Below are 13222 nucleotides of genomic sequence, written 5' to 3'. Positions count from 1 at the left end.
TCGTTTGGTGCCAAGCTGCATATTCATTTGGTACCGCCTCTCATATTCACCTGGTACCCAGTTTGATGTTTGTTCAGGTATCGCTGGCTCAGCGGCTTCGGGCACTCCTGTGCGTCCTCGGGTACCGTCGCGGGATGCGTCTAGGTCCCTTCCCCGTTGATCCGCCTGTGGTGCTCGCGCCGATGGCCGGGATCACCAACGTGGCGTTCCGGCAGCTGTGCCGGGAGCAGGGGGCCGGGATCTACGTCTGCGAGATGATCACGACGCTCCAGCTCGCGCACCGCAACCCGCAGACGGAGAAGCTGATCGCCTTCGCGCCGGAGGAGAGCCCGAGGAGTCTCCAGCTCTACGGCGTGGACCCGGAGGTCACGGCACGGGCCGTCCGGCGGGTGGTCGACGAGGACCTGGCCGACCACGTCGACCTCAACTTCGGGTGCTCCGTACGGAAGATCACGAGTAAGGGTGGCGGCTCGGCGATCCCGTGGAAGCGGCGGCTGTTCGCCGACATCGTCTCCGCCGCGGTCCGGGCCGCCGAGCACATCCCCGTGACGATCAAGATGCGCAAGGGTATCGACGACGATCACCTGACCTTCGTCGAGGCCGGGCTCATCGCGCAGGACTGCGGGGTCCAGTGGGTGGCGCTGCATGCCCGCACGGCCGCCCAGCGGTACTCGGGCACGGCCGACTGGGCCGCGATCGCCGAGCTCAAGGACGCGCTCGACGTGCCGGTACTCGGCAACGGCGACATCTGGACCGCCGACGACGCGCTGCGCATGGTCAAGGAGACCGGCTGCGACGGCGTGGTGGTCGGGCGGGGCTGCCTGGGCAAGCCGTGGCTGTTCGCCGACCTCGCGTACGCGTTCCGTGGCCTGCCGGACCGGGTCACGCCCGCGCTGGGCGAGGTGGCGGGCATCATGGGGCGGCACGCCGCGCTGCTCGCGGCCGCGTACACGAAAGAAAAAGACGCCCTGATCTCCTTCCGCAAGCACATCACCTGGTATTTGCAGGGCTTCGACGTCGCCACGGAGCTGCGGCGGCGGTTCGGGCAGGTGTGCAGTGTGGCCGAGCTGGAGGATCTGCTGGCGCTGCTCGACCACGCGCAGCCCTATCCGGCGGGGGAGACCGGGCCGCGCGGCCGGATCACCGAGCCGGGCAAGGTCTTCCTGCCGCAGGGCTGGCTCGCCGACCGCGACGACCGTGCGGTGCCCGAAGGGGCAGAGCTGGATGACTCCGGCGGCTAGGTAAAACATAATGAGTGGTGGCCTCTGACTCCATTGTGCTGGGACGCGCGGGGATATCGGAGCTGGCCGTGGAGTGCGCGCACTGGCGCAGGCCCGGGGCTGACCTGCCGATAGTCCTGCTGACCGGGCCCGCGGGCAGCGGGAAGACCGTGATGCTGCGCGAGCTGCGCCGGGTCGTGCAGCACCTTCCGCATGCCTTTGTGGACACTGGGTCCGGGCGGCACGGCTCGGCGCTGGACGTGCTGACCGCCGCCGTGTTCCAGCTCAGCCTCGGGCATCGCAAGATCGGCAGGCTGCGGTTCCCGAGGTTCCTGCTCGGGCAGCTCGTCGGGCAGCTGCCGCTCGGCCGCAGCCCGGAGGCCGACCGGGCCAGGGTGCGGGGGCTGCTGGAGAGCATCAAGCGGTTCCGCAGGCTCCCGGAGGAGATCCGGGAGATCAGCGCCCGGCTGATCGACATCGCGGCTCCCATCCCGGACGGCAGCTCCGACCTGGCGCTCGGCGGGATCGAGGCCGCGCTGAAGCTGTGGCGGGCTCCCGGGCAGATCTGGTGGGCGAGCGGCCACCAGCCAGCCGTCGACGCCCTCCTCGAACTCCACCACCACCTGACGGTCGGCACGCCGGACGAGCGGCGCGAGGCGGAGGACAGGCTGTGCCGCGCGTTCGTGGCCGACCTGCTGGCCGCGTACAACAACCAGCTCCGTGGCCCGGACCGGACGGTCTCCAGCGTGCTGCTGCTCGACAACGCCCACACCACGCCTGGGCACAAGGTGCTGGAGCTGCTCGCGCGCGTGCGGACCTACGAGCCAGAGCCCCTGCCGTTACTGGTGTTCGCCGCCACCGGCCGGCTCCTGCCCCAGCGGATGCACACCTCCGATCCGGTACCCCCGGAGCGGATCGACCTGGGTGCCTGGCGGCGGCAGCGCACCAATGATCACTGGCGGCGCTGGTTCCTGCCCGTGCAGCTCCGGGACCTCACGGACGACGAGGTCACCCACTGGGCCAGGCAGCACCAGGTGTACGGCGGCCCGATCCCGCTCTTCGCCCACCGGCTCACGCACGGCCATCCACAGGGGACGGACGCGGTGCTGCCGATGGTCCGGGGAAAGCTGCGCCGGTCGGTGCTCGACGATCCCGGTGAGGACGCCACGCTCGGCGCGGAGCTGCTCGACACGCTGCTCGCCGACATCCCGCCCGGCTTCCACGCCCCGCTGGCCAGGTGCGCGGCGGCCCGCGACCTCGTACCGGCCACGATGCGCGCGGCGCTCGGCGAGGAGGCCGAGCTGGCCGACCGGCTCCGCCAGCTGGTCACCGAGCGGCTGTGGCTGACCGGCGGGGCACTCCATCCCTGGCTGCGCCGCCTCCTGCTGCTCCGGCTGGAGGACGACTGGTCGATCGTCCACCTCCGGCTGCGCACCCTGTACGCCGAGCAGAAGGACCTCGCTGGCCAGCACTACCACGACCTCGCGCTCGAGGACACCGAGTCGGCCGTCCGTGGCCTCGACGCCGCGCTGACCGGTACCGATCCGGACGGCGATCCGGCGGGCCCGGCCGCGTGGCTGAAGCTGCTGCACGCCGTCACCGCCGCGCCCAACAAGCTGCCCCGGCGGGGCGAGGCGAGCGCCAGGCGGCTGCTGAGCTGGGCGGACGCCGAGCAGCCCCGGGTGCGCGCCCTGGCGAGGCTGACCACGGAGCTGTGGATAGCCGCCGACCCGCTCGGCGACCCGGAAGGTCTGCTGTACCGGTCGATCGCGACCCGGTTCGCCGAGCTGGGTTCGCTGCTGCCGTCCTGTTCGGACGAGTTCTTCGCCAAGGCCGAGGAGTACCGGAGAAGGGCCAGAGACTATGAGTTCTAATCCGTTGCCTTCCAGCCCCACCCCGATCCAGCCCGGGACCTCCGGCCGCCGCCTCGTGCTCCGCTGGCTGGGCGCGGCCGTGGCGCTCGCGGTCGTCATCGCCGGCGGAGTCTTCCTCGCCGACCGGCTCAACCAGTGCGCCGACGGGATCACCAAGCACGGCGAGCACGGCGAGTGCATCGGGGTCAGCGACGGCTCCTACTCCTTCGACGAGGAACTCGACCAGGTCACCAGCCTGATCAAGAAGGAGAACGACGAGGTCGAGGGCGGCAGGTCCTGGGTGAGCATCGTCTACATGGTGCCCGTCCCGTACGACACCAGCGGCTCGTCGAGCATCGCCTCCGTGGCCGGGCAGCTGCGCGGGGCATACGTCGCGCAGTACGAGGCCAACCGGCAGACCGGCGAGCTGCCGAAGATCAAGGTACTGATCGCCAACTCCGGCAACGCCAGCGCGCAGTGGCGGCACCTCACCCCGAAGATCGCCGAGCGGAAGGGGCCCGACAGCATCGTCGCCGTGGCCGGCCTCGGCCAGAGCCTCGACGCGACCCGGGAGGCGCTCGGCGAGCTGTCCCGGCTCGGCCTGCCGATGATCGGCGCCGTGATCACCACCGACGACCTGCACGGCGGGGCGGACGGCATCCGCGGCCTGGCCCGGGTCACCCCGACCAACAGCGACGAGGCGCGCGCGGGGCTCGGCCAGCTCGGCGACGGGCCGGTGCTGCTGGTGCGGGACACGAACCCGGCGGACCGGTACGCCAAGACGCTCGGCGACCGGTTCCTGGAGATCCGCACGAAGGAGGCCAAGCCGCAGAACTACGACTCCTCGGAGCCGGCCGTGGCCAACCGGATGCGGCAGATCGCGCTGGAGGTGTGCTCGCTCAAGTACCCGAAGGTGTACTTCGCCGGGCGCAGCCGAGCCATCCGCCAGTTCGTCCAGGCACTCGGCGACCGGACGTGCGGCGAGGTCACCATCATGACCGGCGACGACGCGAGCCAGATCCGGCTGGACCCGTCGAACGCCGAGGACCAGCTGTTCACGAAGGCGCTCGACAGTGGACGGATCAAGCTCACGTACACCGGGCTGGCCCATCCGAAGCAGTGGACGCTCGACGCGAGTGCTCCGGGCGCGAGCCAGTTCGCCAAGTTCAGCGACGTCTTCCGGAGCGAGTTCCCGAACGCCCCGCTCGACGACGGGCAGGCGATGATGGGGCACGACGCGGTCGGCACGGCCATCAAGGCCCTGCGCGACGTGGCGTCGACGGCGGGCAAGGTGCAGCCCGGCGCCCTGATCAACGGCTGGCACGGCGTGCAGGGCGAGAACCGCTACACCGGGGTCACCGGCCCGCTCGAACTCGACGAGAAAGGGAACACGATCGGCAAGATCATCCCCATTCTCCAGATACTCCCGCACGGTGAGAAGGCATTTGTCAAGCTTGCGGTGCGGCCTGCGGCCCAGTAATTACTTGAGAGGCGCTTTCACCGCAATGAATGAGCGCCCCGACAATCAAGGAATTACTTGTGAACATAGATAGCATTATGGCCAAACTGTCCACAAAGGAGGGACGGGCGGACCCGTTCCCCCTGTACGCGGCGATGCACGAGCTGGGCCAGGTCGCGGCCCTCGGCGACAGCAGCCCGCACGCGGCCATCGTCCACGGCTACGCCGCCGTCGACAAGGTGCTGCGCGACCCGGGTTTCCTCGTCACGGGGCACGAGATTGTGGCCCGCAAGAAGCCGGACTGGCGAGACAGCCCGATGTACAACACGCTGCTCAACTCCACCATGTTCGCCAACCCGCCGGACCACCCGCGCATGCGGCGGCTCTTCCACGCCGTGCTCACCCCGCGCCGGGTCTCCGCGCTCGAGCCAGCCATGACCGGCATGATCGACCGGCTGCTGGACCGGATCGCCGATCTCGGGTCCGGCGGGTCCGAAGTGGAGTTCATGTCGGAGTTCGCGTACAAGTTCCCGACGACGGTGATGGCGGCGCTGCTCGGCATCCCTGAGGAGGACCTCGACTGGTTCCGGCCGCGGGTCGACACCGTCAACAAGGCCCTCGACCTGGGCAACGAGGAAGCGAAGGCCGCGGCGGACGTGGCGGCGGCCGAGCTGGCCGGCTACTACACCGACCAGATCGCCCTGCGCCGCGCCAGGCCGGGCGACGACCTGCTCAGCGCGCTGCTGGCCGCGATGGAGGCCGGCGAGCAGCCGATCAGCGACACCGAGCTGATCGGCAACATGGTCGTCACCTTCAACGCCGGGTTCGTCACGACGCTCAACATGCTCGGCAACGGCATGGCCCAGCTGCTCCGCAATCCGGACCACGCGCACGCGGTCAGCACCGACCCGGACTGCGTCCCCGGCTACGTGGAGGAGATCCTGCGCTACGAGCCGGCCGTGCACCTCGTCGTCCGCTGGGCCTCAGTGGACAGTGAACTCGACGGCGTGCACATCCCGGCCGGCCGGTCGATGCTCGTCATGCTCGGCGCGGCGAACCGCGACCCGGCCCGTTTCCCGGACCCCGGCGTCTTCGACCCGACCCGGCCGACGGGGCAGGCGATCAGCTTCGGGGCCGGTGCGCACTACTGCCTCGGCGCCGTCCTCGCCCGCACGGAGGGCCGCCTCGCCCTGCCACGGCTGCTCCAGCGCTTCCCGAAGCTGCGGCTGGGGGCTGAGCCGGTGATGAACGCGCAGCTGCTCCTGCGCGGGTACGCCAAGTTACCCGTACATGTGAGCTAGACACGCACGTGCGGGGGCCTGGTTGTCACAGGCCCCCGCTACATTGGGCGAATGTCCATCTACCAGCGCATCGCCGCCGAACTCGGCGTCAGGGACGCCCAGGTCGTCACGGCTGTCGACCTGCTCGACGGCGGCGCGACAGTGCCCTTCATCGCCCGGTACCGCAAGGAAGCGACCGGGATGCTCGACGACGAGCAGCTGCGCACACTGGAGGAAAGGCTCCGCTACCTCCGTGAGCTGGAGGAACGCCGGGCCGCCATCCTCGAGTCCGTCCGCTCGCAGGGCAAGCTCGACGAGGCGCTGGAAGCCCAGATCAACGCGGCCGACTCGAAGGCCCGGCTGGAGGACATCTACCTGCCCTACAAGCCGAAGCGGCGGACGAAGGCGCAGATCGCGCGGGAGGCCGGGCTGGAGCCGCTGGCCGACCAGCTGCTGAACGACCCCTCGAACGACCCGCAGGTCCTCGCGGCCGGGTTCGGCATGGAGGTCCCGGCAGCGCTCGAAGGCGCGCGGGCGATCCTGGTCGAGCGGTTCGGCGAGGACGCGGACCTGATCGGCTCGCTCCGGGAGCGGATGTGGGGCTCCGGCCAGGTCACGGCCCGGGTCCGGGAGGGCAAGGAGACCGAGGGCGCCAAGTTCGCCGACTACTTCGACTTCGCCGAGCCCTTCGCCAAGCTCCCCTCGCACCGCATCCTCGCCCTGTTCCGTGGGGAGAACGAGGAGGTTCTCGATCTCGTACTGGATCCGGCGGGCGCGAACGAGGCCGGTCCCACCGACTACGAGATCGAGATCGCGGCCAAGGTGGGCGTGGCCGACCGTGGCCGGCCAGCCGACCGCTGGCTGCTCGACACCGTGCGCTGGGCCTGGCGGACCCGCATCCTCGTCCACCTCGGCATCGACCTGCGGATGCGGCTGCGCCAGGCCGCCGAGGACGAGGCCGTCCGGGTCTTCGCCGCCAACCTGCGCGACCTGCTGCTGGCCGCCCCGGCCGGAGCCCGCGCGACGATGGGCCTCGACCCCGGTTTCCGTACCGGCGTGAAGGTGGCCGTGGTCGACGGGACGGGCAAGGTCGTCGCCACCGACACCATCTACCCGCACGTCCCGCAGAACAAGTGGCAGCAGTCCATCGCCACCCTGGCCGGGCTCTGCCAGGCCCACAACGTCGAGCTGGTCGCGATCGGCAACGGCACGGCCTCCCGCGAGACCGACAAGCTCGCCGCCGACCTGCTGTCGATGATGCCCCAGCTCAAGCTGACCAAGGTGATGGTGTCGGAGGCCGGAGCCTCGGTGTATTCGGCTTCGGCCTTCGCCTCCCAGGAGCTGCCCGGCCTCGACGTCTCGCTGCGCGGCGCGGTGTCCATCGCCCGGCGGCTCCAGGACCCGCTGGCCGAGCTGGTGAAGATCGACCCGAAGTCGATCGGCGTCGGCCAGTACCAGCACGACCTGTCGGAGACCAAGCTGTCCCGCTCGCTGGACGCCGTCGTCGAGGACTGCGTGAACGCGGTCGGCGTCGACGTGAACACGGCGTCGGCCCCGCTGCTGACCCGGGTCTCCGGTGTCACGCCCAGCCTGGCGGACAACATCGTCGCCCACCGCGACGCCAACGGACCCTTCCGGACCCGCAAGGCGCTCAAGGACGTGGCCCGGCTCGGCCCGAAGGCCTTCGAGCAGTGCGCGGGCTTCCTCCGCATCCCGGGCGGCGACGACCCGCTCGACTCCTCCAGCGTCCACCCCGAGGCGTACCCGGTGGTCCGCCGGATCCTCGCGGCCACGACCGGCGAGATGTCCGGCCTGATCGGCAACACCACCGCGCTGCGCAAGGTCAGGCCGGAGGAGTTCGCCGACGGTACGTTCGGCGTGCCGACCGTGACCGACATCCTCAAGGAGCTGGAGAAGCCGGGACGCGACCCGCGACCGGCCTTCCAGACCGCCACGTTCAAGGACGGCGTGGAGAAGATCACCGACCTGGAGCCGGGAATGGTCCTGGAGGGCGTCGTCACCAACGTGGCGGCGTTCGGCGCGTTCGTCGACGTCGGCGTGCACCAGGACGGGCTCGTGCACGTGTCCGCCCTGTCCAGCACGTTCGTCAAGGACCCGAGGGACGTGGTCAAGCCGGGCGACATCGTCAAGGTCAAGGTGCTGGAGGTGGACATCCCGCGCAAGCGCATCTCCCTGACGCTGCGCCTGGAGGACACCCCGCCCCCGGCGAACAAGGACAGGGACCAGGGCCGGGACCGGGGCGGCAGGGACCAGCGCGGCGGCCAGCGTGGCGGCGGGGGCCAGCCGCGCCAGCAGCGCCGGGAGGAGCCGGCCGGTGGCGCCCTGGCCGACGCCCTCCGCCGGGCGGGCCTGGCCAAGTAGCCGCGATCGGGCATCCACAGAGGTCAGACGGGAAAGGGCCGGGTTCGCCCGGCCCTTTTCGCGTGCCCAGGCCACTTTTTCTCACGCCTCAACCCGTCGATTGCCACCCGGCCAGGTGACGTTTCATGAGCGGATGGGCGTGGTATCAGCAAGCCATGCGCTACTTTGAACACAGAGGTGTACTGACTGTGTGCCGAGCGTCACCAAAGGGTGCCCTCGGTCGAACTGAACCCGCTAGCCTGCCGCCAAAGCGCGTAGTGCGGGCCGGCACAGGGCGCAGCTACAGGCCGGGAGGCTTGCTGTGACGAAGTTCGTTTACGACTTTGCCGAAGGTAACAAGGACCTCAAAGACCTGCTGGGCGGCAAGGGCGCGAACCTCGCCGAGATGACGAACCTGGGGCTGCCGGTGCCTCCCGGGTTCACGATCACCACCGAGGCCTGCCGGGCATACCTGGACACCGGGAGCGAGCCGCCGGGCCTCCAGCGGGAGATCGGTGAGCACCTCGCGGCGCTCGAGGAGAAGATGGGCAAGCGGCTCGGCGACCCGGACGGCCCGCTGCTCGTCTCGGTGCGCTCGGGTGCCAAGTTCTCGATGCCCGGCATGATGGACACCGTCCTCAACATCGGCCTGACCGACGCCTCCGTGGTTGGCCTGGGCGACGACCGTTTCGCCTGGGACTCCTACCGCCGCCTGATCCAGATGTTCGGCAAGACCGTGCGCGGCGTGCCCGGCGAGGAGTTCGAGCACGCGCTCGAAGACCTCAAGCATGTCCGCAGCACGGAGAACGACCTCGACCTCGACGCCGCTGACCTGCGCAAACTCGTCGGTACCTTCAAGGGGATCTACAAGTCCCACACCGGTGAGGACTTCCCGCAGGACCCGCGCGAGCAGCTCGCCGCCGCGATCCACGCCGTCTTCGACTCGTGGAACTCCGAACGCGCCATCCTCTACCGCCGCCAGGAGCGCATCCCCGCCGACCTGGGTACCGCGGTCAACATCTGCTCGATGGTCTTCGGCAACCTGGGCTCCGACTCCGGCACCGGTGTGGCCTTCACGCGTGACCCGGGCTCCGGTGTGCGCGGCGTCTACGGCGACTACCTGGTCAACGCGCAGGGCGAGGACGTGGTAGCCGGCATCCGGAACACGGTACCGCTGCAGGAACTGGCCCATATCGACAAGTCGTCGTACGACGAGCTGATGGACATCATGTCCACGCTGGAGCGGCACTACCGCGACCTGTGTGACATCGAGTTCACGATCGAGCGCGGCAAGCTGTGGATGCTCCAGACCCGGGTCGGCAAGCGGACGGCGGCCGCGGCGTTCGTGATCGCCACGCAGCTCGTGGACGAGGGCATGATCGACCTCGACGAGGCGCTGCACCGGGTGAGCGGCGGGCAGCTGGCGCAGCTCATGTTCCCCCGGTTCGACGCGGAGACCAAGGCGGAGAAGCTGGGCAGGGGCATGAACGCCTCGCCGGGTGCCGCGGTCGGTAAGGCTGTCTTCGACTCGTACACCGCGGTGAAGTGGTCCCGGTCGGGGGAGAAGGTGATCCTGGTCCGCCGGGAGACCAACCCCGACGACCTGAACGGCATGATCGCCGCCGAGGGCATCCTCACCTCGCGCGGCGGCAAGACCAGCCACGCTGCCGTCGTGGCCCGGGGCATGGGCAAGACCTGCGTCTGCGGCGCCGAGGAACTGGACGTCGACACCAAGCGCCGCCGGCTCCTCGCCCCGGGCGGGATCGTCATCGAGGAAGGTGACGTGATCTCGATCGACGGCTCGACCGGCCAGGTGTACCGGGGCTCCGTCCCCGTCGTGCCCTCTCCGGTCGCCGAGTACTTCGAGGGTCACACCGACCTCTCCGACGACCTGGTCCGCGCCGTCGACCGGCTCATGCGGCACGCGGACACCACCCGCCGCCTCGGTGTGCGCGCCAACGCCGACACCCCGGAGGACGCCGCGCGTGCCCGCAGGTACGGAGCGCAGGGCATCGGCCTGTGCCGGACCGAGCACATGTTCCTCGGCGACCGCCGCCAGCACGTCGAGCGGCTGATCCTGGCCGACAGCGACGCGGAGCGCGAGGAGGTGCTGGCCGGCCTCCTGCCGCTCCAGCGCGAGGACTTCATCGGGATCTTCGAGGCGATGGACGGGCTGCCGGTGACCGTGCGGCTGCTCGACCCGCCGCTGCACGAGTTCCTGCCGGACATCACGGAACTGTCGGTCCGGGTCGCGCTGGCCGAGGCCAGGGGCGAGAAGCACGAGAACGACCTGCGCCTGCTCCAGGCCGTCCACAAGCTGCACGAGCAGAACCCGATGCTCGGCCTGCGCGGCGTCCGGCTCGGCCTGGTGATCCCCGGCCTGTTCACGATGCAGGTCCGGGCGATCGCCGAGGCCGCTGCCGCCCGGATCTCGGCCGGCGGCGACCCGCGCGCGGAGATCATGATTCCGCTGGTCGGCGCGGTGCAGGAACTGGAGGCGGTCCGCTCGGACGCCGAGACGGTGCTGGCCCAGGTCGCCGACGAGACCGGCGTCGTGATCAACGCGCTGATCGGCACCATGATCGAACTGCCGCGCGCGGCGCTGACCGCAGGGCAGATCGCCGAGGCCGCCCAGTTCTTCTCCTTCGGTACCAACGACCTCACCCAGACCACCTGGGGCTTCTCCCGGGACGACGTGGAGGCCGCTTTCTTCTCCGCGTACCTGGAGAAGGGCATCTTCGGCGTGTCGCCCTTCGAGACGCTGGACCGTGACGGCGTCGGCCGCCTGGTGAGGATCGCCGCGGAGGAGGGCCGGAAGGCTCGCCCCGACCTCAAGCTCGGCGTGTGCGGCGAGCACGGCGGCGACCCGGACTCGGTGCACTTCTTCCACGAGGTCGGGCTGGACTACGTGTCCTGCTCGCCCTTCCGGGTACCGGTCGCCCGCCTGGAAGCCGGCCGGGCCGCCTCGGAGGCGGCGGGCTCCGACTCCCGCTGACGTGCACGTGGGACCCCTCATGCTGCTATAGCGACTTGAGGGGTCCCACGTTCCCCGCATCGACCCGGCAGGATGTCTGTATTGTCATACCCAGTCGGACAAGATCGGTGAGTGTGAGGCTCGCGAGGGGATTCCGGAAGGGAACCGCCGTGTAAGCTCGCCGCCATGCCGACCGAGATCGCCAAGGGAGACGGCGTGCTCGCGCCGGACGATGATGGGGACGGCGTTCTCGCGCCGGACGAAGAGGCCGCGGCCGACGCCGCCAGGAAAGAGCGCCAGAGCGCCGGCCTGATGGTGGCTGGCGGCTTCGTCATGGTCAGCCTCCTGCTGCTCGCCCAGCTCTGGGTGAACCCGGTGACCAGGTACCTCAAGATCACTCACGCGGACCAGCAGGGCTTCGAGTGGATCATCCAGCTCGTCACGCACTCGGTGCTGAACGGGCAGAATCCGCTGTTCACTGACATGATCAACATGCCGCTGGGCATCAACGTGATGGCCCAGACCTCGATCATGGGCCTGTCGATCCCGCTCATCCCGGTGACCCTGCTGTTCGGGCCGTCGGTGACCTTCGCCGTCATCCTGACCGGCTCGCTGGCCGGCACGGCGATCGGGTGGTACTGGCTGTTCTCCCGGCACCTGGTGCCGTCCTCCCGGGCCGGCGCCGTGATCGCGGCGGCGTTCTGCGCGTTCGCCCCGCCGATGATCTCCCACGCCAACGGCGGGCACCTGAACTATGTGGCCCAGTTCCTGCTCCCCGTGATCGTCTGGCGCGTGATCAAGCTGCGTGAGCCCGGCCGCTGGCTGCGCAACGGCGTCATCGCCGGCCTGCTGATCACCTGGCAGATCTTCATCGGCGAGGAGCCGCTGCTCGTCGCCGCGATGGGCCTGGGCTTCTTCACCATCGTGTACGCGCTGATCATCCACAAGGCAGCCCTTGAGGCCCTCAAGCCGTTCCTGGCCGGGCTGGGCGTGGCTGTGCTGGTCACGGTGGTGCTGGCCGGCTACCCGCTCTGGTACCAGTTCTACGGCCCGCAGTCCTACAACGGCCTCCCGCACGCCGCCGCGGCCGGCAACGACCTGTACTCGCTGACCACCTACGGCAGCCAGATCATCGGCGGTGGCCGGACGGTGGCCGGCATCATCGCCATGAACCCCACCGAGGAGAACGGCTTCTTCGGCTGGGCGCTGCTGATCCTGACCGGCGTGGTCGCAGCCTGGCTGTGGCGGGGCTCCGCGCTGGTCAAGGCGCTGGCGATCACGGCTGGCACGTTCCTGGTGCTCTCACTCGGTACCGAGATCATCATCAACACGCAGCGGACCGGCATCCCCGGCCCGTGGAAGCTGTTCTCCGGCCTGCCGCTGGTCGGCTCGATCCTGCCGGGCCGGCTCACGTTCGTCGCGATGCCGGCGATGGCAGCGATCCTCGCGCTCGGCACGGCCCGGATCGTCGCGGTCAGCGCGGCCTGGCGGGCAGCCGATTCCGGCGGGGAGGAGCAGACCACGAAGCGGCTCCCGGCGAAGCTGCTCTGGTTCGGCGCGATCGCCGCCGTGATGGTGCCGCTGATCCCCGTACCGCTGCCGGCGATCGAGCGCCGGTCCATCCCGGAGTTCTTCACGGCCGGCACGTGGAAGCAGTACATCAGGGACGGTCGCTCGCTGGTCTCGCTGCCGGTGTCCGACAACTCGAACATGCAGCCCGTGCGCTGGCAGCTGGCCACGAACATGGGCTTCCGCAACATCGAGGGTTACTTCGTCGGCCCGCACGGCCCGGACAAGGTCGGCTTCTACAACGCCGAACGCCGCCCGACCGGCCACCTGATCAGCCATGTCTGGCGCAGCGGCGAGCTGCCGCAGATCACGGACGACGTCCGCAACCAGGCCAAGGACGACCTCACGTTCTGGAAGGCCGACGTGGTCGTCCTGCCGAAGGGCGAGTACAACGAGGCCCAGCTGTACGCCCTCGGTGAGGCCCTGTTTGGCCCCGGCAAGGAATCGGGCGGCGTCTGGGTCTGGGACGTGAAGAGCTTCTCGGCTCCGTAGCCCCGGAGAGGACG

General features: G+C 69.8%; 7 protein-coding genes. All 7 read left to right on the top strand.

The annotated features are described in order from the left end of the window. Positions 1–134: 134 nt before the first annotated feature. Positions 135–1241, top strand: a complete 1107-nt coding sequence (dusB, locus tag A3G1_RS0109470; protein WP_051110489.1) for a tRNA dihydrouridine synthase DusB — start codon at positions 135–137, stop codon at positions 1239–1241. A gap of 14 nt (positions 1242–1255) precedes the next feature. Beyond that, a complete protein-coding gene (locus A3G1_RS0109465; RefSeq protein WP_157641031.1) occupies positions 1256–3094 on the top strand; it encodes an ATP-binding protein in 1839 nt (612 codons plus the stop codon). Then, complete coding sequence (locus A3G1_RS0109460; protein WP_157641030.1) at positions 3084–4553, top strand: type 1 periplasmic-binding domain-containing protein; 1470 nt, start codon at positions 3084–3086, stop codon at positions 4551–4553. Before A3G1_RS0109465 ends, A3G1_RS0109460 begins: the two co-directional genes overlap by 11 nt. Before the next feature lie 77 nt (positions 4554–4630). Continuing rightward, on the top strand, positions 4631–5833 hold the full coding sequence (locus A3G1_RS0109455; protein WP_018349232.1) for a cytochrome P450: 1203 nt from the start codon (positions 4631–4633) through the stop codon (positions 5831–5833). Between the two features lie 51 nt (positions 5834–5884). Continuing rightward, a complete protein-coding gene (locus A3G1_RS0109450; protein WP_018349231.1) occupies positions 5885–8194 on the top strand; it encodes a Tex family protein in 2310 nt (769 codons plus the stop codon). 301 nt (positions 8195–8495) lie between these two features. Continuing rightward, on the top strand, positions 8496–11168 hold the full coding sequence (gene ppdK, locus A3G1_RS0109445) for a pyruvate, phosphate dikinase (protein ID WP_018349230.1): 2673 nt from the start codon (positions 8496–8498) through the stop codon (positions 11166–11168). A gap of 165 nt (positions 11169–11333) precedes the next feature. After that, complete coding sequence (locus A3G1_RS34020; protein WP_018349229.1) at positions 11334–13208, top strand: hypothetical protein; 1875 nt, start codon at positions 11334–11336, stop codon at positions 13206–13208. Positions 13209–13222 lie beyond the last annotated feature (14 nt).

This window comes from Longispora albida DSM 44784 (assembly GCF_000379825.1).
Lineage (GTDB): Bacteria > Actinomycetota > Actinomycetes > Mycobacteriales > Micromonosporaceae > Longispora > Longispora albida.
The sequence above is the reverse complement of the archived record's forward strand: the minus strand, read 5'-3'. Positions and strand labels throughout refer to the sequence as shown.